General features: G+C 42.5%; 21 protein-coding genes. All 21 read left to right on the forward strand.

Annotated features, from left to right (window positions below):
- Nucleotides 1-78: 78 nt before the first annotated feature.
- The 21 genes from rseP (at nucleotide 79) to dapA (ending at nucleotide 24559) form a co-directional block, all read left to right on the forward strand.
- Nucleotides 79-1341 carry an RIP metalloprotease RseP gene (gene rseP / locus ACTHRG_RS01725; RefSeq protein ID WP_076255837.1) on the forward strand — a complete coding sequence of 421 codons (1263 nt, stop codon included), beginning with the start codon at nucleotides 79-81 and terminating at the stop codon, nucleotides 1339-1341.
- A gap of 203 nt (nucleotides 1342-1544) precedes the next feature.
- Nucleotides 1545-5855, forward strand: coding sequence for a PolC-type DNA polymerase III (locus tag ACTHRG_RS01730; protein ID WP_440230438.1), 4311 nt, complete (start codon nucleotides 1545-1547; stop codon nucleotides 5853-5855).
- Nucleotides 5856-6125: 270 nt separating this feature from the next.
- Nucleotides 6126-6593 carry a ribosome maturation factor RimP gene (rimP, locus tag ACTHRG_RS01735; protein WP_048008989.1) on the forward strand — a complete coding sequence of 156 codons (468 nt, stop codon included), beginning with the start codon at nucleotides 6126-6128 and terminating at the stop codon, nucleotides 6591-6593.
- Nucleotides 6594-6689: 96 nt separating this feature from the next.
- Nucleotides 6690-7847: a transcription termination factor NusA gene (gene nusA / locus ACTHRG_RS01740; protein ID WP_048008988.1), complete on the forward strand. Its 1158-nt coding sequence runs from the start codon at nucleotides 6690-6692 to the stop codon at nucleotides 7845-7847.
- A gap of 17 nt (nucleotides 7848-7864) precedes the next feature.
- Nucleotides 7865-8149: an RNase P modulator RnpM gene (gene rnpM, locus ACTHRG_RS01745; protein ID WP_009330705.1), complete on the forward strand. Its 285-nt coding sequence runs from the start codon at nucleotides 7865-7867 to the stop codon at nucleotides 8147-8149.
- Nucleotides 8146-8448: a YlxQ family RNA-binding protein gene (locus ACTHRG_RS01750; protein WP_009330704.1), complete on the forward strand. Its 303-nt coding sequence runs from the start codon at nucleotides 8146-8148 to the stop codon at nucleotides 8446-8448. The genes rnpM and ACTHRG_RS01750 overlap by 4 nt, the downstream gene beginning before the upstream one ends.
- Before the next feature lie 19 nt (nucleotides 8449-8467).
- On the forward strand, nucleotides 8468-10708 hold the full coding sequence (infB, locus tag ACTHRG_RS01755; RefSeq protein WP_076255840.1) for a translation initiation factor IF-2: 2241 nt from the start codon (nucleotides 8468-8470) through the stop codon (nucleotides 10706-10708).
- The gene (locus ACTHRG_RS01760; protein WP_076255842.1) at nucleotides 10708-10989 is read left to right on the forward strand and encodes a DUF503 domain-containing protein; all 282 of its coding nucleotides are present in this window, start codon (nucleotides 10708-10710) and stop codon (nucleotides 10987-10989) included. Before infB ends, ACTHRG_RS01760 begins: the two co-directional genes overlap by 1 nt.
- Nucleotides 10990-11005: 16 nt before the next feature.
- Nucleotides 11006-11386, forward strand: coding sequence for a 30S ribosome-binding factor RbfA (gene rbfA, locus ACTHRG_RS01765; protein WP_076255844.1), 381 nt, complete (start codon nucleotides 11006-11008; stop codon nucleotides 11384-11386).
- A 66-nt stretch (nucleotides 11387-11452) separates the two neighbouring features.
- Entirely contained in the window at nucleotides 11453-12370 is a 918-nt protein-coding gene (gene truB, locus ACTHRG_RS01770) for a tRNA pseudouridine(55) synthase TruB (RefSeq protein WP_076255846.1), read from the forward strand.
- 66 nt (nucleotides 12371-12436) lie between these two features.
- Nucleotides 12437-13387, forward strand: a complete 951-nt coding sequence (gene ribF, locus ACTHRG_RS01775; protein ID WP_076255848.1) for a bifunctional riboflavin kinase/FAD synthetase — start codon at nucleotides 12437-12439, stop codon at nucleotides 13385-13387.
- 122 nt (nucleotides 13388-13509) lie between these two features.
- The gene (rpsO, locus tag ACTHRG_RS01780; protein WP_009330698.1) at nucleotides 13510-13779 is read left to right on the forward strand and encodes a 30S ribosomal protein S15; all 270 of its coding nucleotides are present in this window, start codon (nucleotides 13510-13512) and stop codon (nucleotides 13777-13779) included.
- 313 nt (nucleotides 13780-14092) lie between these two features.
- The gene (gene pnp / locus ACTHRG_RS01785; protein WP_076255850.1) at nucleotides 14093-16213 is read left to right on the forward strand and encodes a polyribonucleotide nucleotidyltransferase; all 2121 of its coding nucleotides are present in this window, start codon (nucleotides 14093-14095) and stop codon (nucleotides 16211-16213) included.
- Between the two features lie 186 nt (nucleotides 16214-16399).
- Entirely contained in the window at nucleotides 16400-17416 is a 1017-nt protein-coding gene (locus ACTHRG_RS01790) for a polysaccharide deacetylase family protein (RefSeq protein WP_076255851.1), read from the forward strand.
- 42 nt (nucleotides 17417-17458) lie between these two features.
- A complete protein-coding gene (locus ACTHRG_RS01795; protein WP_076255853.1) occupies nucleotides 17459-18694 on the forward strand; it encodes a M16 family metallopeptidase in 1236 nt (411 codons plus the stop codon).
- A gap of 123 nt (nucleotides 18695-18817) precedes the next feature.
- Nucleotides 18818-19072: a YlmC/YmxH family sporulation protein gene (locus tag ACTHRG_RS01800; RefSeq protein ID WP_076255855.1), complete on the forward strand. Its 255-nt coding sequence runs from the start codon at nucleotides 18818-18820 to the stop codon at nucleotides 19070-19072.
- A 369-nt stretch (nucleotides 19073-19441) separates the two neighbouring features.
- Complete coding sequence (gene dpaA, locus ACTHRG_RS01805; protein WP_076256224.1) at nucleotides 19442-20344, forward strand: dipicolinic acid synthetase subunit A; 903 nt, start codon at nucleotides 19442-19444, stop codon at nucleotides 20342-20344.
- Complete coding sequence (gene dpaB, locus ACTHRG_RS01810) at nucleotides 20341-20940, forward strand: dipicolinate synthase subunit B (protein ID WP_076255857.1); 600 nt, start codon at nucleotides 20341-20343, stop codon at nucleotides 20938-20940. The genes dpaA and dpaB overlap by 4 nt, the downstream gene beginning before the upstream one ends.
- Nucleotides 20941-21228: 288 nt before the next feature.
- Nucleotides 21229-22278: an aspartate-semialdehyde dehydrogenase gene (asd, locus tag ACTHRG_RS01815; protein WP_076255858.1), complete on the forward strand. Its 1050-nt coding sequence runs from the start codon at nucleotides 21229-21231 to the stop codon at nucleotides 22276-22278.
- Between the two features lie 41 nt (nucleotides 22279-22319).
- The gene (dapG, locus tag ACTHRG_RS01820; RefSeq protein WP_076255860.1) at nucleotides 22320-23564 is read left to right on the forward strand and encodes an aspartate kinase; all 1245 of its coding nucleotides are present in this window, start codon (nucleotides 22320-22322) and stop codon (nucleotides 23562-23564) included.
- Between the two features lie 128 nt (nucleotides 23565-23692).
- Complete coding sequence (dapA, locus tag ACTHRG_RS01825; RefSeq protein ID WP_076255861.1) at nucleotides 23693-24559, forward strand: 4-hydroxy-tetrahydrodipicolinate synthase; 867 nt, start codon at nucleotides 23693-23695, stop codon at nucleotides 24557-24559.
- Nucleotides 24560-24679 lie beyond the last annotated feature (120 nt).

The raw sequence follows: 24679 nt of genomic DNA on the forward strand, positions 1-24679 counted from the left end.
GAAAGGTGCGTAACAAGTTATAAATTAATGCACGTACCAGCAGCAGTTGAACAACCTCTAAAAAAAGGTGGTTAAAACTTGAGTACAGTAATAGCCTTTATTGTTATTTTCGGGGCACTGGTATTTTTTCATGAGCTCGGACATTTAATATTCGCAAAAAGAGCAGGAATACTCTGCCGGGAATTTGCAATTGGATTCGGGCCAAAGGTGTTTTCCTTTAAAAAAGATGAAACAGTATATACGATTCGTCTTCTGCCTATCGGCGGGTTTGTCCGCATGGCCGGTGAAGATCCTGAAATGGTGGAAATCAAACCAGGCTACCGTATTGGTTTGATCCTTGATAAAAACGAGGAAGTAAGCAAAATTATATTAAACAACAAAGATAAGTATCCTGATGCAAGAATCGTTGAAGTTGAAGATGCTGATATTGAGCATACCCTTGTAATAAAAGGATACGTTGAGGGAGAAGAGGATGAGTCCATCCAAATTTTCAAAGTCAGCCGTTCAGCTGTACTGGTTGAGGATGGGACCGAAACGCTCATTGCTCCGTATGATCGTCAATTTGCATCAAAGACCTTGGGCCAGAGAACAATGGCGATCTTCGCGGGCCCAATGATGAATTTTGTTCTGGCTTTTATCGTTTTTGTTCTAATAGCCTTATTGCAGGGAATTCCAACAAATGAACCTGCCCTTGGCAAGCTGACGCCTGATGGTGCTGCATATGAAGCTGGGCTAAAGGAAGGCGATATGGTTCAAAGTGTGGATGGAGCCGAAATTTCAAGCTGGTCAGATGTAGTGGAAATCATTAGAAAGAACCCAAGTGAAGAACTCGAATTTTTAGTGGAAAGAAACGGCCAGGAACATACTATATCGGTTACACCAAAGGTTCAGGATGTAGAAGGCGAAAAAATTGGAATCATTGGTGTATATAGCCCGATGGAAAAATCTCCATTAAAGGCTATTACCTACGGAGCCAAGGAAACGTATTTCTGGACAAAAGAAATTTTTGTTATGCTGGGCAAGCTTGTCACTGGACAGTTTTCAATTGATGCATTATCAGGCCCGGTAGGCATTTATGTTTCAACAGATACTGTAGCCAAATCTGGCATCTACTACCTGATGAAATGGGCAGGAATCCTAAGCATAAATCTGGGAATTATGAACCTGCTTCCAATTCCGGCTCTTGATGGCGGAAGGTTAATGTTCTTTGCAGTCGAGGCAGTAAGAGGGAAGCCGATTGACCGCCACAAAGAGGGAATGGTCCATTTTATAGGATTTGCCCTTTTAATGCTATTAATGCTAGTGGTCACATGGAACGATATTCAGAGATTTTTCCTGTAAAAAATATGTGCAGATCAACATTCCTGCATAAAAAATATGTGCAGATCCATTAATTTAGATGAAAAAACGGGTTCCAAAATGGAATCCGTTTTTTCAATCACTATCTCATACGATATGTTATAATTAAGTCCGTCTGTTTTTTAAATACAATAAAAAATTCAACTTAAAATAGAAACCAAGATTATTGGATGGGAGAGAGAAAGATGAGCGAACCTTCTAGATTTCAGCTCTTGCTCCAGCAGATGCAGCTAACTGAAGATGCCTTTGTGCAGCACTTTCATGATGCCCAAATCGAAAGGCTCATAGTCGAAAGACAGTCACGGAAATGGCATTTTTATTTTGCCTTTCCACACATATTGCCTTGCAGTGTATACAGTCGTTTCACAGATCAGCTGGAAAAAACATTTTCCCATATCGCAGAAATTTCATATAGCATCTCTGTCAGAAATCAGGATTTTACTGAACAGCTTGTACTTGAATACTGGCTTAACTGCATTAAAGAAATGGATGGCATGGCGCCGCCGCTTTTAAAGCTTCTGAATGAGCAGGTTCCTTCTGTACAGGGTAACAAACTTATCATTAAAGTTCGTAATGAATTGGAAGGATTGTCTATCAAGAAGAAGTATGCCGGCACTATTTCAGATGTCTTTCAAGTGTTTGGCTTTCCGGCGTTAACAGTTGATACAGAAGTTTCCACTGATGGTTCCAATGAAGAATATGAAAAATTCATGGAAGCCAAACGCAAAGAAGACCAGGAACGCGGTCTTCAGGCAGCAATCGAAATGCAGAAGAAAGAAGCGGAAGCTGAGTCTGCAGATCACACAGCACCCAAGGGGCCGCTTACGATCGGTCTTACCATTAAAGATGATGCAGATTACCGCAAATTGATTGATATAGTAGATGAAGAACGCCGGGTAGCCATTGAAGGCTACGTGTTTGCTGCTGAGACAAGAGAGCTCCGCAGCGGCCGGACACTCTTAACTTTTAAAATAACGGATTATACCAGTTCCATTCTAGTAAAAATGTTTTCCCGGGATAAAGAGGATGCCGCATTATACCAGCACATTCAAAAAGGGATGTGGCTAAAGGTCCGCGGAAGCATTCAAAATGATACATTTGTCCGTGATCTGGTAATGATCGGGAACGATATTAATGAGATCAAACCTATTCAAAGGCAGGATACATCGCCTGCTGAAGAAAAAAGGGTTGAACTTCACCTGCATACACCGATGAGCCAAATGGATGCTGTTTCATCTGTCAGTGCACTGGTTTCCCAGGCGAAGAAATGGGGCCATAAAGCAGTAGCCATTACAGACCATGCTGTTGCTCAATCATTCCCTGAAGCCTATGGTGCCGGGAAAAAGAATGATATTAAGATCTTATATGGAATTGAAGCAAATCTTGTGGATGATGGTGTACCGATTGCTTATAACGATGCTCATCGCAAGCTTACTGAAGATACGTATGTTGTATTTGATGTTGAGACAACCGGTTTATCAGCTGTTTATGATACGATTATTGAACTTGCTGCAGTTAAGATTCATGATGGTGAAATCATTGACCGGTTTGAATCCTTTGCAAACCCTCATCATCCTTTATCCGCAACGACCATTAATTTGACTGGAATAACAGATGATCTTGTGGAGAATGCACCGGAAGTGGAAGAAGTCCTGAAGAAGTTCCATCAATGGACAGAAGATGCTGTTTTAGTAGCACATAATGCTTCATTCGACATGGGATTCCTGAATGTCGGCTATAAAAAAATCGGTATTGGCAAGGCGCCAAATCCAGTAATAGATACCCTCGAACTTGCACGTTTTTTATATCCCGACATGAAAAATCACCGTCTGAATACCCTTGCCAAAAAATTTGATGTTGAACTCACCCAGCATCACCGTGCTATCTATGATGCAGAGGCAACAGGCTATCTGCTACTTAAGATGCTAAAGGGTGCAGAAGAAAAAGGGATCGAATATCATGATCAATTCAATGACAATATGGGACAGGGAAATGCTTATCAGCGTGCAAGACCAGCTCATTGCACCCTGCTTGCACAAACAGAAACAGGTCTGAAGAACCTCTTTAAACTCGTGTCCATCTCGCATATGGAATACTTTTACAGAGTTCCTCGCATTCCCAGGTCAGTCCTTCAAAAGCATCGTGAAGGAATACTGGTTGGTTCCGGGTGCGATAAAGGGGAAGTCTTTGAAGGCATGATGCAGAAATCTCCGGATGAAGTCGAAGATACAGCACAATTCTATGATTATCTTGAAGTGCATCCAAAAGCCGTTTATGCACACCTTTTAGAGCTTGAACTTGTAAGAGATGAAAAAGCGCTGGAAGAAATCATCACAAATATTGTAAAACTGGGAGACAAGCTTGGTCTGCCGGTAGTTGCAACAGGAAATGTTCATTACCTGAATCCAAATGATAAAATCTACCGGAAAATCCTTGTTAATTCACAGGGAGGAGCGAATCCGCTGAACCGCCATCAGCTTCCGGATGTTCATTTCAGGACTACCAATGAGATGCTTGACGCTTTTTCATTTCTTGGAAAAGACAAAGCGAAAGAAATTGTGGTAGAGAACACGAACAAAATAGCAGATATGATTGAAGAAATAAAGCCGATTAAAGATGATTTGTATACGCCAAAAATTGAAGGCGCAGATGAAGAGATGCGCAGCATGAGTTACGAAATGGCAAGAAGAATTTATGGTGAGCCGCTGCCTGAGATTGTTGAGGCGCGCCTTGAAAAAGAACTTAAGAGTATTATCGGACATGGTTTCGCGGTTATCTATCTGATCTCTCACAAACTTGTAAAAAAATCATTGGATGATGGCTATCTGGTTGGTTCCCGTGGATCTGTCGGATCCTCCTTTGTTGCAACGATGACCGAAATAACGGAGGTAAATCCGCTGCCGCCGCATTACGTTTGCCCGGAATGCAAAACATCCGAGTTTTTCAATGACGGGTCAGTAGGCTCCGGCTTCGACCTGCCTGATAAAGATTGCCCGAGCTGCGGAGCTAAATATAAAAAGGATGGACATGATATTCCGTTCGAAACATTCCTTGGTTTCAAAGGAGATAAAGTTCCCGACATTGACTTGAACTTCTCTGGGGAATACCAGCCTAGAGCCCATAACTATACAAAGGTGCTTTTCGGCGAGGATTATGTATACCGTGCCGGAACAATCGGCACTGTTGCCGATAAGACAGCTTATGGGTATGTCAAAGCATACCAGAATGATAATAATCTGCAAATAAGGGGTGCGGAAATTGACAGGCTCGCTTCCGGCTGTACAGGGGTGAAGCGGACAACCGGACAGCACCCGGGCGGTATCATTGTTGTGCCGGATTACATGGATATTTACGACTTTTCGCCAATTCAGTTCCCTGCAGACGACCGGACATCTGAATGGAAAACAACCCATTTTGACTTCCACTCCATTCATGATAATCTATTAAAACTTGATATACTGGGTCACGATGATCCGACTGTTATTAGGATGCTTCAGGACCTGAGCGGAATTGATCCAAAAACCATTCCCACAGATGACCCTGAAGTAATGAAAATTTTTAGCGGGCCGGCATCACTTGGTGTCACCGAAGAGCAAATCATGTGTAAAACCGGAACACTCGGCATACCCGAATTTGGTACGCGGTTTGTCCGCCAGATGCTCGAAGATACAAAGCCGACCACTTTCTCAGAGCTTGTGCAGATTTCAGGTCTTTCTCATGGTACAGATGTTTGGCTCGGAAATGCCCAGGAATTAATCCATAATAATATTTGTAACCTAAGTGAAGTTATCGGCTGCCGTGATGATATTATGGTTTATTTAATCTATCAGGGCCTGGAGCCTGCTTTTGCTTTCAAAATCATGGAATCGGTCCGTAAGGGTAAAGGCCTGAGTGATGAGATGGAAGAGGAAATGAGAAAGAATGAAGTGCCTGAATGGTATATTGATTCCTGTAAAAAGATTAAATACATGTTCCCTAAAGCCCATGCAGCTGCTTACGTATTAATGGCTGTCCGGATTGCGTACTTTAAAGTGCACCATCCGCTTCTTTATTATGCAGCATACTTTACTGTCCGCGCAGAGGACTTTGATGTGGATGCAATGGTTAAAGGATCACAGGCGATCCGTGCGCGCATCGAAGAAATCAATGCAAAGGGACTTGATGCTTCAACGAAAGAAAAGAACCTGCTGACTGTAATGGAATTGGCTCTGGAAATGAATGAAAGGGGCTTTAATTTCCAAAAGGTGGACTTATACCGCTCAAGCGCAAGTGAGTTTATCATTGATGGAGATTCTTTGATACCGCCATTTAATTCCATACCAGGTTTGGGTACAAATGCAGCATTCAATATAGTTAAAGCAAGGGGAGAAGGGGAATTCCTCTCGAAAGAAGATCTGCAGCAGCGCGGAAAAGTGTCGAAGACGATTATCGAGTATCTCGATAACCACGGCTGCCTGGAATCCCTTCCGGAACAAAATCAGCTGTCTCTATTCTAAAAATAAGACCAGCGGATGGTCCAAACCCTTCTGCTGACAGCTATTCCATTTGCATAAAAAAATTGGTTATGGTATAGTTTTATTGGAAATACTAAGAATAACTCTCGCAAAAGGAAGAGTGGGGCAACCCACTCTTTCGTGTTGTGTACGGTTTTTTCTTACTATCGGATCTATGTTAAAACTATATGTTAATTAAGTTTAGCAGAGCCAATTTCTGATTTATTGATTGAAAAACAGCGCTTTAGATTCCAGGAAAAAGGAGGGATATGAATGAGCAAAGTGACTGAAACGGTGGAACAACTGGTCACCCCTATTGTGGATGAACTTAATTTAGAATTAGTCGACATTGAATATGTAAAAGAAGGGAAAGACTGGTTCCTTCGCGTATTTATTGATAAAGAAACTGGTGTTGATATCGAGGAATGCGGAATGGTCAGTGAGAGGCTAAGCGAAAAGCTCGATGCTGAAGATCCGATTCCATACAACTATTTCTTGGAAGTTTCATCGCCGGGAGCTGAACGCCCTCTTAAGAAAGACAGTGATTTTATTAAAGCAGTCGGCAAGAATGTTTACATTAAAACATACGAGCCAATTGATGGTGAAAAGACGTTCGAAGGTGTGTTAACCCAATTTGACGGCGAGACCGTTACGGTAGAAGTGAAAATCAAAACAAGGAAGAAAAATATTGAAATTCCTTATGAGAAGGTAGCAAATGCCCGTTTAGCCGTTGTATTTTAATAACGGCTGATTGCGGGCTTGCTTATTAAGAAAAGCAAAATGCTGCTTTAGAGTTGATCATTTTTTAAAAGAGAAATAAAGGGGGATATAAATCTCATGAGCAGTGAACTTTTGGATGCTCTGACATTGCTTGAGAAAGAAAAAGGCATTTCTCGCGATGTGATTATCGAAGCCATTGAAGCAGCATTGGTGTCAGCCTACCGCAGAAACTTTAACCAGGCACAGAATGTGCGCATTGATTTAAACCTAGGGAACGGAACGATGAGAGTCTTTGCCCGCAAAGAGGTAGTGGATGAAGTATTTGATCCGCGTCTAGAGATCTCTGCTGAGGATGCTCAAAAAATCAACCCTAACTACCAGGTGGAAGATGTCGTTGAAATGGAAGTAACACCTAAGGACTTTGGGCGCATCGCTGCCCAGACGGCAAAACAGGTAGTTACACAGCGTGTCCGTGAAGCGGAGAGAGGCATCATTTATTCTGAATTTATCGACCGTGAAGAAGATATTATGACGGGGATTGTTCAGCGTACAGATCCTAAGTTCATCTATGTGAGCCTTGGAAAGATTGAAGCGATCCTTCCGGCGAACGAACAAATGCCAAATGAGCGTTATCAGCCCCATGACCGCATTAAAGTCTTTATTACAAAGGTAGAAAAGACAACAAAAGGTCCACAGATCTTCGTAAGCAGGACCCATCCTGGCCTGCTGAAGAGATTATTTGAGATCGAAGTTCCTGAAATCTATGATGGAACTGTAGAAATCAAATCCGTTGCGCGTGAAGCAGGGGACCGTTCCAAGATCTCGGTTCATTCTGACAATGAAGAAGTTGATCCGGTAGGTTCATGTGTAGGTCCTAAGGGCACACGTGTACAGGCAATAGTCAATGAGCTCAAGGGTGAGAAAATTGATATCGTAAAATGGTCTTCAGATCCGGTAGTATTCGTCGCAAATGCACTAAGTCCTTCAAAGGTGCTTGACGTAATCGTAAATGAAGATGACAAAGCAACAACTGTTGTAGTTCCGGATTATCAGCTTTCACTGGCAATCGGAAAGCGCGGACAGAATGCCAGACTTGCAGCTAAGCTTACAGGCTGGAAAATAGACATCAAGTCAGAAACAGATGCCCGTGAAGCAGGAATTTATCCTAGGGATGAAAAACTGTTGAACTTTGATAATGATGATTATGAAAACGAAGACTATGAAAATGATGCAGACTTCGACTTTCAGGATGAACTTTTAGAGGAAAAAGAATAGGGAAGAGGTGAATGATCGTGAACAATCGTAAAAAAGTTCCTTTGCGAAAATGTGTCGCTACCGGTGAAATGAGACCGAAAAAAGAACTCGTTCGCATCGTTCGCTCCAAAGAAGGGGAAGTCTCTGTTGACCCGACCGGAAAAAAATCAGGGCGCGGGGCTTATCTTTCCAAAGAAAAGGAAGCAGTTTTGTTAGCAAAGAAGAAGAATATCTTAGCCAATCATTTAGAAGTTTCCATAGATGATGCTATCTATGAAGAACTCTTGGAGTTAATAGAGAAGGAGAAACGGCAATCCAAATGAACTCAAATCAATGGATGTCATTGCTTGGCTTAGCCAATCGGGCACGGAAAATTACTTCGGGAGAAGAGCTTGCTGTTAAAGAGATCAGAAACGGCAAAGCAAAGCTTGTTTTGCTGTCTGCAGATGCATCCGCAAATACGGCAAAAAAAGTTACAGATAAATGTAAATCATTTGGGGTTCCATATAAGCTGATTCAAAACCGGGAAATGCTCGGCAAGGCTATAGGGAAGGAAGCCCGCGTTGTGGTGGCAGTGTTAGATGCCGGATTTGCAAAAAAGCTGTTAACGTTGCTCGATTAATACTAGCGGGGGTGAAAGTATGAGTAAAATGCGCGTTTATGAATATGCGAAAAAACATAACATTTCAAGCAAGGATGTTATTACAAAATTAAAAGACATGAATATTGAGGTTTCCAATCATATGACTACGATTGAGCCGGCGGCAGTCCAGAAGCTTGATGGTATTTTTATCAAGAATGACAGCCAGGCTCAAAACCAGAGCAAACCTCAAAACCAGCAGAAGCCGCAGGGAAATCAAAAACCGGCTTCAAATAATAGTGCAGGCAATTCCACAGCTGCCAAAAGCAAGCCTCAGAATAAATCCGGTGAAAACAGAAGCCAGGGACAGGGCAGCCAGTCAGGCAAAAACTTCTCCGGCAATAATAGAGGCAATAACAATAACAACAACAGAAACAATAATAATAATAATAGAAACAATAACAATAACCGAAACAACAATAAGAATAAAAACAATAAAGGCAAACAGCAGCAGACGCATGTGGCCCCAGCTCCTAAAAAGGTGAAGGAGCTTCCTTCAAAAATTACTTTCAGCGAATCACTGACAGTAGCGGAACTGGGAAAGAAGCTTCACCGCGAGCCTTCCGAAATCATTAAAAAGCTATTTATGCTTGGTGTTATGGCAACCATTAACCAGGAACTTGACAAAGATGCGATTGAGCTGATTGCAGGTGAATACGGTGTTGAAGTAGAAGAAGAGATACTGGTTGATACAACCGATCTTGAAGTATACTTCACTGAAGATGAAAATGCTGAACTGGTGGAACGTCCATCTGTTGTAACAATCATGGGACACGTTGACCATGGTAAAACAACATTGCTTGACTCCATCCGCAACACGAAAGTAACTGCGGGAGAAGCAGGCGGAATCACTCAGCATATCGGAGCTTATCAAGTTGAGGAAAACGGCAAAAAGATTACTTTCCTTGATACTCCTGGACACGCTGCGTTCACAACGATGCGTGCCCGCGGTGCAAAAATTACCGATATTACTATTCTCGTTGTAGCAGCTGATGACGGTGTTATGCCGCAAACAGTTGAAGCAATTAACCATGCGAAAGCAGCTGAAGTGCCAATCATTGTGGCTGTTAATAAAATGGATAAGGAAGCAGCAAATCCTGACCGTGTTATGCAGGAATTGACTGAACATGGCCTGGTTCCAGAAGCATGGGGCGGAGACACGATCTTTGTTCCAATCTCAGCTATTAAAGGCGAGGGAATTGATGAACTGCTTGAAATGATTCTTCTTGTAGGTGAAGTGGAAGAATACAAAGCAAATCCTGATCGCAATGCCGTTGGTACAGTTATCGAGGCACAGCTTGACAAAGGACGCGGTTCAGTTGCGACGCTGCTTGTGCAAAACGGTACATTGAAGGTAGGAGACCCGATCGTTGTCGGCAACTCATTTGGACGTGTCCGTGCAATGGTTAATGACCTTGGCCGCCGCGTGAAAACTGCCGGACCTTCAACTCCTGTTGAGATTACAGGTCTTAACGATGTTCCTCAAGCCGGTGACCGCTTCGCTGTTCTTGATGATGAAAAGACAGCCCGCCAGGTTGGAGAAGCCCGTGCCCAGCAAGCATTGCAGGCTCAAAGAAATGAAAAAACACGCGTGAGTCTGGATAACTTGTTTGAACATATGAAACAAGGGGAAATGAAAGACTTAAACATCGTTGTGAAAGCGGACGTTCAAGGTTCTGCGGAAGCATTGACTGCCGCTCTTCATAAAATTGATGTAGAAGGTGTTAATGTTCGTATCCTTCATACAGGTGTAGGTGCCATTAACGAGTCTGACATCACTTTAGCTGCTGCTTTCAACGCTATTGTGATTGGATTCAATGTACGTCCTGACAATAACGCGAAACGTGCAGCAGATGCAGAAAATGTTGACATCCGCCTGCACCGCATTATCTACAAAGTAATCGAGGAAATTGAATTGGCGATGCAGGGTATGCTTGATCCTGAGTTCCAGGAAAAAATTATCGGCCAGGCTGAAGTACGCCAGACATTCAAAGTTTCCAAAATCGGTACAATTGCAGGTTCTTATGTTACGGATGGAAAAATCACCCGTGACAGCGGCGTTCGTTTAATCCGCGATGGAGTTGTAATTTTTGAAGGTGAAGTTGACGCTCTTAGGCGATTCAAAGATGACGCTAAAGAAGTTGCACAAGGCTATGAGTGCGGTATTACCATCAAAAACTTCAACGACGTCAAAGAAGGCGACGTTATCGAAGCATATATTATGGAAGAAGTGGAACGTTAATGATAATTGGGCTTGCTGCCTGTGAATGTATCATTTATGACACACATTCTTTGAAAGAAAAACGGGCTGTTTTGCAGCGCATTCTAACCCGGATGAAACAAAAATACAATGTTTCTGTATCTGAGGTGGACTATCAGGACCTATGGCAGCGGACAAAAATTGCCATTGTGGCCGTTTCGTCCACTCGGGTTTCAACTGAGCACGAGCTGCAAAATGCGCTGAAAATGATTGATTCGTTCCCGGAAATTGAACGGACAATTACAGATTTAGAGTGGCTTTAAGAAGAGGTGATATAGAATGAGCCTTAGAGCAAATCGAGTTGGAGAACAAATGAAAAAAGAACTGGGCGAAATCATCAGCCGAAAAATCAAGGACCCGCGGGTTGGTTTTGTAACAGTCACTGATGTTCAAGTAACCGGGGATCTTCAGCAGGCAACCGTGTATATTTCAGTTCTTGGTGATGAGGAACAAAGAGAAAATACGCTTCGCGGGCTGGCAAAAGCAAAAGGCTTTATCCGATCTGAAATCGGCCAGCGAATCCGGCTGCGGAAAACACCGGAAATCCTATTCGAATTTGATGAATCAATCGACTACGGCAACCGCATCGATTCCCTGCTTCATCAAATCCAGGACGAAGGCCGTTCCAAAGATGAGGAACGCTCCAAAGAAGAAGAATAATGGAATGGATAGACACTTTGTCTATCCATTTTTTTCTAAATACAAATTGACAAGGTGGTACATAATATGGAAGGGATTTTGCCGCTTTTTAAACCTAAGGGAATGACTTCCCATGATTGTGTGTTCAGGCTGAGGAAGATTCTGCGAATGAAAAGAATCGGGCACACCGGAACATTGGACCCTGACGTGACAGGAGTACTTCCCATCTGCCTTGGGAGGGCAACGAAGGTGGCTGAATACATAACAGACGCAGGAAAATCTTATGAGGGAGAAGTCACAATAGGCTTTTCTACGACAACAGAGGATGCATCTGGTGAAGTCGTAGAAAGGAAAGAAGTTTCCTCACCTATTACCAGAAATCAGGTGATGAAAGTGCTTCAAAGCATGACAGGGGAAATTACACAGACTCCTCCCATGTATTCAGCAGTAAAGGTAAATGGCAAGCGTCTCTATGAATATGCAAGACAGGGAATAGAAGTGGAACGGCCTTCCAGGAAAGTTACTATCTACTCAATCGAACTTCTCGATGAGAGAGAGATGTTTGAGGGTGAGAATATTACCTTCCGTTTCCGTGTAGCCTGCAGCAAAGGTACATACATCCGTACGCTTGCGGTCATGATTGGGAGTGAACTGGGATATCCTGCCCATATGTCTGAACTGGTAAGAATCCAGTCGGCCTCACTGACACTTGAAGATTGCCTGACTTTTGAAGAAATAGAAGACAGGGCTGAGAAGGGGACAATGGACGAGGTTCTTCGGCCTATGGAGTCCGCGCTTTCTCATTTGCCGAAATTTCATATAAGTGATAAAGTAGCAGAGAAAGTAAAAAATGGGGCTGTATTAACTATCCCTGATCATTTGTACGACACTAAAGGCCCAATCGCAGTAGAGGTAGAGGAAGGTCTTGTTCTGGCAATTTATGAACATCACCCCCGCAAACCAGGGTTTATGAAGCCAGTAAAGGTGTTAAGGAATGATCAATAAGCACTCGTTAAAAAGCTGTGCATTTATATAGGTCCAGGCTCTGTAGAGAAAAGGTGAATTATTAATATGGAAGTTATTCATATACATCATCCTCATCGAATGGATAGAAACGAAATGCCTGAATTGGCAATAGCACTAGGTTATTTTGACGGTGTTCATCTGGGTCATCAGAAAGTAATCCGTGAAGCAAAATCGATAGCTGAACAAAAAGGATTAAAAAGTGCTGTCATGACATTTGATCCTCATCCCTCGGTCGTTTTGGGGAAAAGCGTTCAGCATGTCGAGTATATTACACCTCTTGAGGATAAAATTGGTATCATAGCTGATCTAGGTATAGATTATTTGTTTGTTATTAATTTTACAAGGGAGTTTGCTAATCTGCTGCCACAGGAGTTTGTGGACCAATACCTGATTGGTCTTAATGCAAAACATGTCGTGGCAGGCTTTGATTATTCCTATGGACGAATGGGACGCGGCACAATGGAAACATTGCTGTTCCATTCTAGGGATCAATTTGATTACTCGGTCGTTGCTAAGCTGGCAAAAGAAGACGAAAAAATCAGCTCTACGCTAATAAGGAAATATATACGTGAAGGGAAAACGGGTGAGCTTCCCGGCCTTTTAGGAAGATATTATAAAACATCCGGAATCGTTGTCCATGGTGATAAGAGAGGCCGGACAATCGGCTTTCCTACAGCGAATGTAGACGTTTCTGATGACTGCATCATTCCCCCTCCCGGTGTATATGCTGTAAGATTCTCAGTAGATGGCAGCTGGTATGAAGGTGTCTGTAATGTCGGCTACAAGCCTACTTTTAATCAGGAAAAAAGGGACAGGCCATCAGTTGAAGTCCATATTTTTGATTTTTCTTCAGATATTTATGGCAGGAAGGTTACCGTTGAATGGCATAAACATCTTAGAAGCGAAAGGAAATTTGCCGGCGTGCGGGAGTTAATTGCGCAAATTGAAAAGGATAAACAGCAGACTGAGCAATATTTTGAGAAAAACAGGGTTTAGCCTTGCTTTTTGTCATAAAAAGTTGTATTCTAAGTAACGTACCAAATGAACCTTTGCTTGGCAAGTCGAGTCACCGACGCTTGCTCAGTAACAGGGGATTGAAAATTTAGGAGGTGAACCGGATGGCAATCACTAAAGAACGTAAAAATGAGCTAATCAATGAGTTCAAAACTCATGAGAGCGACACTGGATCTCCAGAAGTTCAAATCGCTGTCCTTACTGAAGAAATCAACAATTTGAACGACCATTTACGTACTCACAAGAAAGACCACCATTCACGTCGCGGTCTTTTGAAAATGGTTGGTAAGCGCCGTAACCTATTAACTTACCTTCGCAACAAAGACGTTGCACGTTACCGTGAGTTAATCAATAAGCTTGGCTTACGTCGATAATCAACAGAAGCGGGATTTTTTCCCGCTTTTTTATTAGCTTTAAAAACTTGAATTTTGTTCCTGATCATGTACATACATAACTTATCCTATTTTAGCAAACGGGAAAATTGTGCATACTATAAGATGCCTAATTTTATTATGATTAACGAGCATTTCATGCTTTTATATAAAACTGGACTGCGGGCAATGCAAAGCTTATGAGCTTCTGCTGTCTTCGCAGGAACGCCTGCTGAATATGCAGGAAATTAACAATTAAACGGACCAGGCAGAATTGACGCCTGTCCTTAAAGTGAATGCAGAGAGGGGTAAAATTATGGGACAAGATAAACATGTCTACAGCCTTGATTGGGCTGGGCGCAAATTGACCGTAGAGATTGGCCAGCTGGCTAAACAGGCTAACGGTGCAGTTTTAGTGCGCTATGGTGATACTGTAGTTTTAAGTACAGCTACAGCATCCAAAGAACCAAAAAATCTGGATTTCTTTCCTCTGACAGTTAACTATGAAGAACGTTTGTATGCTGTTGGTAAGATTCCGGGCGGTTTTATTAAGAGAGAGGGCCGGCCAAGTGAAAAAGCGATTTTGGCAAGCCGTTTAATTGACAGGCCAATTCGTCCATTATTCGCTGACGGTTTCAGAAATGATGTACAGGTTGTAAGCATGGTGATGAGTGTGGATCAAAACTGCTCATCAGAAATGGCTGCAATGTTCGGTTCATCATTAGCCCTTTCTGTGTCGGATATTCCATTTGGCGGACCGATTGCTGGAGTCAGCGTAGGCCGCATCGATGGAGAATTCATCATTAATCCATCTGTAGAACAGGCTGAAAAAAGCGATATCAGCCTTGTTGTAGCGGGTACAAAAGATGCGATTAACATGGTTGAAGCAGGTGCAGAGGAAGTGCCTGAGGAAACTATGCTTGAAGCAATTATGTTTGGTCATGAGGAAATTAAACGCCTTATTGCTTTCCAGGAAGAAATTGCATCTGAAATCGGGAAAGAGAAAATGGAAATTGTTTTATACCAGGTTGACCAGAACTTAGAAGCAGAAGTTCGCGGTATCTGTGAGAAGGATATGATTCAAGCTATCCAGGTGCAGGAGAAACATGCACGTGAAGCTGCCATAAAAGCAGTTAAGGAAGAAATCACAGCTAAATATCAAGGTGAAGAGGCAGACGACGACAAGCTTAAGCAAATCAGGCAGATCCTTGATAAAATTGTTAAAGCTGAAGTTCGCCGCTTAATTACAGAAGATAAAGTGCGTCCGGATGGACGCGGATTGGATGTCATCCGCCCGCTGTCCTCAGAAGTAGACCTTCTGCCGCGCACACATGGTTCAGGTTTGTTTACACGTGGACAAACTCAGGCATTGAGCATTTGTACATTAGGAGCTCTTGGAGATGTACAGATTCTGGACGGGCTGGGAATTGAAGAAGAAAAAAGATTCATGCACCATTACAATTTCCCTAATTTCAGTGTAGGTGAAACTGGGCCAATCAGAGGACCGGGCCGCCGTGAAATCGGGCATGGTGCTCTTGGAGAACGTGCTCTTGAGCCGATTATTCCTTCTGAAAAGGATTTTCCTTATACGATTCGTCTTGTATCTGAGGTGCTTGAATCAAATGGTTCAACATCACAGGCAAGTATTTGTGCAAGTACTCTGGCTATGATGGATGCAGGTGTGCCTATAAAAGCGCCGGTTGCCGGTATAGCAATGGGCCTAATTAAATCAGGCGAGCATTATTCAATCCTGACAGACATTCAGGGTATGGAAGATCACCTTGGCGATATGGACTTCAAAGTGGCTGGTACCTCTAAGGGAGTTACTGCTCTGCAAATGGATATTAAGATTGAAGGTCTGTCCCGTGAGATTCTGGAAGAAGCACTGCAGCAGGCGAAGAAAGGCCGCATGCAGATTCTTGATTCCATGCTGAGCACTATTGAACAGCCAAGAAAAGAGCTGTCTGAATATGCTCCTAAGATTCTGATGATGTCAATCAACCCTGACAAAATCCGTGATGTTATTGGGCCGAGCGGAAAGCAAATCAATAAGATCATCGAAGAAACAGGCGTTAAGATCGATATTGAACAAGATGGAACAGTATTCATTTCATCTGTAAATGAAGAAATGAATCAAAAAGCGAAGAAGATTATTGAAGATATCGTACGTGAAGTGGAAGTTGGACAAATGTATCTGGGCAAAGTAAAACGGATTGAAAAATTCGGTGCATTTGTTGAAATCTTCTCTGGTAAAGATGGATTAGTTCACATTTCAGAACTTGCTGAAGAGCGTGTAGGGAAAGTGGAAGATGTGCTATCCATTGGTGACGAACTTCTGGTAAAAGTTACTGAGATCGATAAACAAGGCCGCGTAAATCTTTCCCGCAAAGCCGTATTGCGTGAACAGCGTGAGCAAAAGGAAAAAGCACAGCAATAATACTAACCTCTATTTAAATAGAGAAGCATTTTGCGTGGCGAATTTTCCTAAAAGCCAGGGGAAACCCTGGCTTTTTACATATACGATTTTCGATGGGCTTTTGCCCTATACTGCATACCTTTGTTACTTGGTTCCGTTCTACCTTGTCCCTTCAACTCATACTATGAATTGAAGGAGGCATGAAGAATGAGAAAGTTTATTCATATTACGATCATGTTTTTGATGGCACTTGTTTTTATCAATAATCCTTTTACTGATCAGTATGTATCAGGCCTTAAACAAGAAACAGATGCCATAACTGTTTCCAAGCCAAAGGATTCACTATATGAAGAAATTACGGCAAAAAGAGAAGAATTCAGCATTCCTGCACAGGATGCAAAAATAGACCCTGTATGGAAAGCCATTCCCGGCCTTAATGGAATTGAAGTAGATGTTGAGGCTTCGTATAGAAAGATGAAGTCAGGCAAAAAGTTCAATGAAGATAAACTTGTATTTACACAAATTGAACCGAAGGTGAAGTTAAAGGACCTGCCGCCGTCACCTGTATATAAAGGTCATCCCGATAAACCGATGGTCAGCTTCATCATTAATGTGGCATGGGGAAATGAATATTTATCCGGTATGCTGGCCACTTTAAAGGAACATAATGTGTCAGCAAGTTTTTTTCTTGAAGGAAGATGGGTAAAGAATAATCCGGAACTCGCCAGAATGATTATGGATGCAGGCCATGAAGTAGGCAACCATTCGTACACCCATCCGGACATGAAAGTGATCTCTTCTGCAAGGACAAGGGAAGAAATCCAAAAGACAAATGATGTAATTGAAGCCACAATGGATGAAAAGCTGAGTAAGCCTATTACATGGTTTGCTCCACCAAGCGGCAGCTATAGAGATGAAACAGTGAAGATTGCTGCCGAGAAAAACCTTGGCACCGTCATGTGGACTGTTGATACAGTGGATTGGAGAAAACCCTCCCCGGATGTGCTGATAAACAGAGTGTTATCAAAGGTCCATAATGGAGCACTTATTCTGATGCATCCTACGGAATCCACCGAAAAATCACTTGATAGACTTATAACAGGGCTAAAGCAGAAGAACCTGGAGATTGGAACAGTATCCGAGCTGTTAAGCGAGAAGAGAATCCAGTATAGAGAAAATAAAAATCAGGATTTTGGAAAAAATAACAATAATCATATAAACTAATGTAAGCGTATGTCTTTGGGTTTCAGAACAGGAGGAATTTATTTGATTAAGAAATATACATGCCAAAACGGAGTAAGAGTCGTACTAGAAAATATTCCAACCGTCCGTTCTGTAGCGATAGGGGTATGGATCGGAACAGGCTCAAGAAATGAAGTACCAGAGAATAATGGAATTTCTCATTTTCTTGAGCATATGTTCTTCAAAGGGACCAAAACGAGAACAGCCCGTGAAATTGCTGAGAGCTTTGATAGCATTGGCGGCCAGGTGAACGCCTTCACTTCAAAAGAATATACATGTTACTATGCAAAAGTACTGGATACCCATTCTGATTTTGCTCTTGAAGTGCTTTCTGATATGTTTTTTAACTCCACGTTTGTGGATGAAGAACTGAACAAAGAAAAAAATGTTGTTTACGAAGAAATCAAAATGTATGAAGATACGCCTGATGATATCGTTCATGATCTTTTGAGCAAAGCAATCTACGAGAACCACTCACTTGGTTATCCGATTCTTGGCACTGAAGGAACGCTGGCCGCGTTTAATGGCGAAACATTAAAACAGTATATGCATGAAACATACACGCCTGAAAATGTTGTGATTTCCATTGCCGGAAATATTGAGGAATCTTTCATCAAAGAAGTTGAAAAATACTTTGGATCCTACGAAGGCGGTAAGAGAGAACGTAAAGAGCAGAAACCTGAGTTTCATTCAAACCATCTTGCCCGTAAAAAGGATACCGAGCAGGCTCATCTTTGCTTAGGGTTCGAAGGTCTGCAGGTAGGACATGAGGAAATATACAATCTGATTGTTTTAAATAATATTTTGGGTGGAAGCATGAGCAGCCGCTTATTCCAGGATGTCAGGGAACAAAAAGGTTTGGCTTATTCTGTTTTCTCTTATCACTCTGCCTTCCAGGATAGCGGTATTGTGACGCTTTACGGCGGTACGGGAGCTAAACAGCTGGATGTTCTTTTTGATACGATTCAGGAAACCCTTGCCACTCTTAAAAAAGAAGGCATCACAGATAAAGAGCTGAATAACAGTAAAGAACAGCTCAAAGGAAGCTTAATGCTAAGCCTTGAAAGCACAAACAGCAGGATGAGCCGCAATGGCAAAAATGAACTGCTTCTGGGCCGCCATCGGTCTATGGATGAAATCGTGGATGAAATCGATGCAGTTTCCATGCAGGGCGTGAATAATATGGCGAATTCCATTTTCACAGATCATTATTCAGTGGCATTAATAAGTCCGGATGGAGAACTTCCGAAAAATCTTTAAATTTTAGTCCAATTGTGGAGAAAAGACAGCCTGTATCATGCAGGCTGTTTTCTTTTTGGCCTGGACTTCTAAAACTTCAGTCTGAACGATAAGAATATAGAGAAGAGAAAAGGAGGGAAGATGATGAGATTAAGTGAGCTGAGCGGAAAGGAAATTGTGGATGTGAAGCGTGCAGAACGGCTGGGAGTACTTGGGCAGACAGACCTTGAAATAAATGAAAAAAGTGGACAGATTCAGGCATTGCTCATCCCTTCATTAAAGTGGTTTGGCTTCAAGCGCCAGGGAGATGAAATCCGGGTTTCTTGGCAGCATATCAGGAAGATAGGAAATGACATGATCATTATTGATATCCCGGATTCTGTAGATCAGCAGGAATAGTTTTGAAGGAAGGGCCGGTTAGGTCCTTTTTGTTTTTACCGGGAAGTTAATCTCCTCCATCCCTTTATAAATCCCTCCAACTTTGACCCATTTTCTTTTAAGTGGAAAACTCACCTATTGCCCCGTTCATACATAAGATGTTGAAGTAGTTCAATACAACAATTCCCTTATGATTATTAATTGATTTGCCGGCCCCAATTTAACGCCATTTCGTTTAAAGATAAAACTGCTTGCAATTGCTGTCTTTTGCAACTGCTTAGTAAAGCGGCGTTGCCGGTGCAAGGATACTTTTTAACAGGAGTCATGAAGTTGTTGGCTTCAAAAATAAATGCTTTCTTAAAAAGAAAGAAAAAAGAAGGTGAGTGTTGCATGCTGACAGGAACCCAAATTGCAGTCATCGGCGGTGATGCAAGGCAGCTCGAAATCATCCGTAAACTGACCGAGCTTGATGCAAAGCTCGCATTAATTGGTTTTGAGCAGCTTGATCATGCGTTCTCAGGTGCGGTAAAAGAAAAAATAGATGAAGTGGACTTTACCAATATAGACGCAATTATCCTGCCTGTGCCCGGTACGGGTCTGGAGGGGCAGATTGAAACGATTTTCTCCAATGAAAAAGTGATTTTTGAAGAGGAAATCCTCGCTCAGACTCCAGCACACTGTACAGTTTATTCCGGCATAACCAATTCATATTTAACCGGAGTAACCAAATCGGCGGACCGCCGTCTTGTTCAATTATTTGAACGGGATGATGTAGCTATTTATAATTCCATCCCAACAGTTGAAGGAACCATCATGATGGCAATCCAGCATACAGATTTCACCATTCATGGTTCTAACATAGCCGTAATAGGCCTTGGCAGAGTTGGAATGAGTGTCGCAAGAACCTTTCATGCCCTGGGTGCAAAAGTAAAGGTGGGAGCGAGAAAAAGTGAGCACATCGCCAGGATAACGGAAATGGGGTTAACTCCATTTAACCTGAAGGAAATTGAGGATGCGGTAAAAGATGTTGATATTTGCATAAACACTGCTCCCCATTTAGTTGTAACAGCGTCCGTCATATCGAAGATGCCGACACATACGCTCATCATTGACCTGGCTTCCAAGCCCGGAGGCACCGATTTTCGCTACGCAGAAAAACGGGGAGTAAAAGCACTGCTCGCCCCTGGCCTGCCTGGAATCGTTGCTCCGAAAACAGCCGGACAAATACTGGCGAATGTTCTTTCTCAATTGATTAAGGAAGATTTGCAAAAGAGAAAGGGGAATACAATATGAATTTGAAAGGGAAAAGAATAGGTTTCGGATTAACAGGATCGCATTGCACATATGATGCAGTGTTCCCTGAAATAGAAAGACTTGTTCTCGCAGGGGCTGAAGTGCTCCCGGTCGTCACCTTTACGGTAAAGAGCACTGAGACCAGATTTGGAAAAGGGGAAGACTGGGTTCAAAGAATTGAAGACCTGACTGGTCATAAAGTGATTGATTCGATTGTGAAAGCGGAGCCGCTGGGACCTAAAATCCCTCTTGATTGCATGGTAATTGCCCCGCTTACCGGAAATACGATGAGCAAATTCGCCAATGCGATGACCGACTCGCCTGTCCTGATGGCAGCAAAGGCAACTTTAAGAAACGGTAAACCAGTCGTGCTGGGAATATCCACAAATGATGCATTGGGATTAAATGGAGTAAACTTAATGAGACTAATGGCAACGAAAAATATTTATTTTATTCCATATGGCCAGGATGATCCTGTGAAAAAGCCGAATTCAATGGTGGCAAGAATGACAGCATTATCTGATACAGTGCTTCATGCCATGGAAGGCAAACAGCTTCAGCCGGTCCTAGTGGAAAGATACAAAGACGACAATTAGCCCCCTATTTTTTCTAGCAAAAATTTTAGTCCTTTAGTGAACGAATATGTTAGAATAAAGATTATTAAGATAACCAACCTCCAAGGTCTGTTTAAAATAAATATTAACCTCTTGGAGTATTAACAATATGCTGATAATATAAATGGAAGCCTGCCATCTTTATAATCAGGCAGGAAAACGGCTGCCAATTGACTTTGGCTGCCGTTCTATTGAATTTTGGGCTATTGTTTTTCACTAAAAACTAACTTTGCTAGAAAAATATAATGGTATTGGAAGGGGAAAAGAAATTTGGAACAGAAAAAAGGATTTCATGTCGCGGTAGTTGGAGCAACTGGTGCAGTTGGCCAGCAAATGATTCAAACACTTGAAAATAGAGATTTTCCGATCTCTCAATTAACCCTCTTATCATCTGCCCGTTCTGCCGGATCAAAGGTAACATTCAAGGGCCGGGAGTATACGGTTCAGGAAGCAAAGCCAGAGAGCTTTAAAGGCGTGGACATCGCACTATTCAGCGCGGGAGGAAGCGTTTCACAGGAACTGGCTCCACATGCTGTCGAACATGGTGCCATTGTAGTAGACAACACAAGTGCTTTCCGTATGGATCCAAATGTGCCTCTTGTCGTACCTGAAGTAAATGAAGATGACCTTCATAAGCATAATGGCATTATCGCCAATCCAAACTGTTCAACAATCCAAATGGTTGTTGCACTAAAGCCGGTAAAAGAGAAATTCGGCTTGAAAAAAGTAATTGTTTCTACTTACCAGGCTGTTTCAGGTTCTGGAGCAGCTGCAGTTCAAGAGCTGAATGAGCAGACAAAAGCCATTTTAAATAACGAAGAGTATGTGCCGTCAATTCTTCCTGTAAAGAGCGATAAAAAACATTATCAAATTGCATTCAATGCGATCCCGCAAATTGATAAATTTCAGGATAACGGCTACACGTATGAAGAAATGAAAATGATCAATGAGACAAAAAAAATCATGCATATGCCAGAGCTGCAAGTGGCTGCTACATGCGTGCGTCTTCCAGTGGCAACAGGCCACTCAGAGTCCCTTTATTTTGAAGTGGAATCAGACAGCGTTACGGCAAATGAAGTAAAGAGCCTTCTGGGAAATGCACCTGGAGTTGTCCTGCAGGATGATCCGGAAAATCAAATATACCCTATGCCAGCTGATTGTGTCGGTAAAAATGATGTGTTCGTCGGCCGTATCCGCAAAGATCTGGATGAAGATAAAGGCTTTCATATGTGGGTAGTTTCTGATAATCTTCTTAAAGGGGCAGCATGGAATTCCGTGCAGATCGCCGAAAGTTTAATTAATCTGGGAATAGTGAAATAGTTATCGTATTCTCTTCATGTTGAGAGGTTAGAGGTGTTTTAATGAATATCATCGTTCAAAAATATGGAGGCACATCAGTCCGCGACGAGAGTAGCCGCGAGCATGCAGCTAAGCATATTAAAAAAGCGCTGGCAGATGGATACAAGGTTGTTGTCGTTGTTTCGGCAATGGGCCGAAAAGGTGATCCATATGCAACCGACACACTGCTTTCGCTGGTAGAAGGCAATAATACCAAAATCAGCAAACGCGAAACGGATCTGCTCTTATCCTGCGGTGAAATCATCTCAAGTGTTGTATTTTCAAACATGCTAAAAGAACATGGGATCACAGCAGCAGCTCTGACTGGTGCACAGGCAGGGTTTAGAACGAATAATGATCATACTAACGCAAAAATTATCGATATGAAATGCGACAGGCTTTTGAAAGAGCTTGAAAATCATGATGTGATCGTGGTTGCAGGATTTCAGGGATCATCAAAAACCGGTGATGTCACAACGATCGGCAGGGGCGGCAGTGATACCTCTGCAGCGGCTCTTGGAGCAGCCTTAAATGCGGAGTGGATAGATATCTTTACTGATGTGGAAGGCATTATGACCGCTGATCCGCGAATTGCTGAAAATGCGCGCCCATTATCAGTGGTCACTTACACAGAGGTCTGTAATATGGCATATCAGGGTGCTAAGGTCATTCACCCCCGGGCAGTCGAAATTGCTATGCAGGCAAAAATTCCGATCAGAATCCGTTCAACATACTCCGACAGTCCAGGAACCCTTGTCACAACATTGAATAAGAACAGACGCGGAACAGATATTAAAGAGCGTTCGGTAACTGGAATAGCCCATGTTTCCAATGTGACACAAATAAAGGTCCTTGCGAAGAAAGACCAATACGATCTACAGTCTGAGGTCTTTAAAGCCATGGCTAACCAGGGAATCAGTGTTGACTTTATCAATATATATCCTAATGGCGTCAACTACACCGTAACGGAAGAAATGACCGATAAAGCAATTAGTATTTTAAAGGGCCTGGGTCATGATCCGCTGGTTGAAAGAGAGTGTGCGAAAGTTTCGGTTGTAGGAGCTGGAATGCAGGGTGTACCCGGAGTGGCCTCGCGGATCGTTACGGCATTGTCCGAGCAGGGAATCCGTATTCTGCAGTCAGCAGACAGCCATACAACAATCTGGGTCCTGGTAAAGCAGGCAGATTTGATAAAGTCTGTTAATGCATTGCACGATGCTTTCCGCCTGGAAGAAGATTTAGCTGAATATGAGAGAACAGACATTTAAAAATTTTGAAAATAACATGTTTAAAAAGGGGAAGAAAGCCATTCAGCGGTTAACGACGGATTTGTATCCTAAGCGGCAGATCCGCCCGTTTCTTCCCGATCTTTTAAACATCTGCAAGGAGTGTAAACATGGTTCTATTTGGCCGAGTATCAACAGCAATGGTAACACCATTCGATAATAAGGGACATATTGATTTCCCTAAGACGACGCAGCTAATCAATCATCTTATTGAAAACGGAACAGATTCTTTAGTTATTGCCGGGACAACAGGGGAGTCCCCGACACTAACAAAAGAGGAAAAGCTGGCATTATTCAAACATGCAGTGAAAGCAGCTGACAAACGGGTGCCTGTCATTGCCGGCACCGGAAGCAATAACACGTATGAATCCATTGAATTAACGAAAAAAGCAGAGCAAATTGGTGTTGATGCGATCATGATCGTAGCACCATATTACAATAAGCCAAATCAGGAAGGGCTTTACCGGCATTTCAAGGCTATTGCGGAAAGCACGAGCCTCCCGGTAATGGTTTATAATATTCCGGGACGCTCTTCAGTGAATATTCTGCCAGAAACAATCATCCGCCTTTCCGAAATCTCTAACATCGCGGCAGTGAAAGAAGCAAGCGGAGATCTGAATGCAATGGCCAAAATTATTGCTAATACGGATGATGACTTTATGCTATACAGTGGTGATGACGGACTTACTCTTCCATGTATGGCAATAGGCGGGACTGGAATTGTGTCTGTTGCTTCCCATGTAATAGGGAATGAAATGCAGGAAATGATCACAGCTTACCTGAATGGTGAAAATGAAAAAGCTGCAAAAATCCATCAAAAAATTCTTCCGATCATGGAGGGGCTTTTCGCAGCCCCAAGCCCAGTGCCTGTAAAAACAGCGCTGCAGCTTAAAGGGCTGGATGTCGGATCCGTCCGTCTTCCAATGGTCCCATTAACAGAACAGGAACGCAGTGCAGTTGCTGCCCTATTTAAATAATACTTTGCTTGCCAACCAGTGCTTTGCTGGTTGGTTTTTATTTTATTATATGGCAGATTTATAACGCCCAAAAACCAGAGACTAATTATAAAAAGCCCCAGGAACGCTCAAATAAAGCCC

Source organism: Cytobacillus sp. SAFR-174 (assembly GCF_051964675.1).
GTDB lineage: Bacteria > Bacillota > Bacilli > Bacillales > Cytobacillaceae > Cytobacillus.

Excerpts from the sequence above, each read along its gene's own strand:
- rpsO (WP_009330698.1), top strand. The coding sequence starts at position 13,510 with ATGGCAATCACTAAAGAACGTAAAAATGAGCTAATCAATGAGTTCAAA.
- dpaB (WP_076255857.1), top strand. The coding sequence starts at position 20,341 with ATGAATTTGAAAGGGAAAAGAATAGGTTTCGGATTAACAGGATCGCAT.
- rbfA (WP_076255844.1), top strand. The coding sequence starts at position 11,006 with ATGAGCCTTAGAGCAAATCGAGTTGGAGAACAAATGAAAAAAGAACTG.
- infB (WP_076255840.1), top strand. The coding sequence starts at position 8,468 with ATGAGTAAAATGCGCGTTTATGAATATGCGAAAAAACATAACATTTCA.
- ACTHRG_RS01750 (WP_009330704.1), top strand. The coding sequence starts at position 8,146 with ATGAACTCAAATCAATGGATGTCATTGCTTGGCTTAGCCAATCGGGCA.
- nusA (WP_048008988.1), top strand. The coding sequence starts at position 6,690 with ATGAGCAGTGAACTTTTGGATGCTCTGACATTGCTTGAGAAAGAAAAA.
- ACTHRG_RS01800 (WP_076255855.1), top strand. The coding sequence starts at position 18,818 with ATGAGATTAAGTGAGCTGAGCGGAAAGGAAATTGTGGATGTGAAGCGT.
- ACTHRG_RS01760 (WP_076255842.1), top strand. The coding sequence starts at position 10,708 with ATGATAATTGGGCTTGCTGCCTGTGAATGTATCATTTATGACACACAT.
- truB (WP_076255846.1), top strand. The coding sequence starts at position 11,453 with ATGGAAGGGATTTTGCCGCTTTTTAAACCTAAGGGAATGACTTCCCAT.
- dapA (WP_076255861.1), top strand. The coding sequence starts at position 23,693 with ATGGTTCTATTTGGCCGAGTATCAACAGCAATGGTAACACCATTCGAT.
- dpaA (WP_076256224.1), top strand. The coding sequence starts at position 19,442 with ATGCTGACAGGAACCCAAATTGCAGTCATCGGCGGTGATGCAAGGCAG.
- ACTHRG_RS01790 (WP_076255851.1), top strand. The coding sequence starts at position 16,400 with ATGAGAAAGTTTATTCATATTACGATCATGTTTTTGATGGCACTTGTT.
- ACTHRG_RS01730 (WP_440230438.1), top strand. The coding sequence starts at position 1,545 with ATGAGCGAACCTTCTAGATTTCAGCTCTTGCTCCAGCAGATGCAGCTA.
- dapG (WP_076255860.1), top strand. The coding sequence starts at position 22,320 with ATGAATATCATCGTTCAAAAATATGGAGGCACATCAGTCCGCGACGAG.
- pnp (WP_076255850.1), top strand. The coding sequence starts at position 14,093 with ATGGGACAAGATAAACATGTCTACAGCCTTGATTGGGCTGGGCGCAAA.
- rimP (WP_048008989.1), top strand. The coding sequence starts at position 6,126 with ATGAGCAAAGTGACTGAAACGGTGGAACAACTGGTCACCCCTATTGTG.
- ribF (WP_076255848.1), top strand. The coding sequence starts at position 12,437 with ATGGAAGTTATTCATATACATCATCCTCATCGAATGGATAGAAACGAA.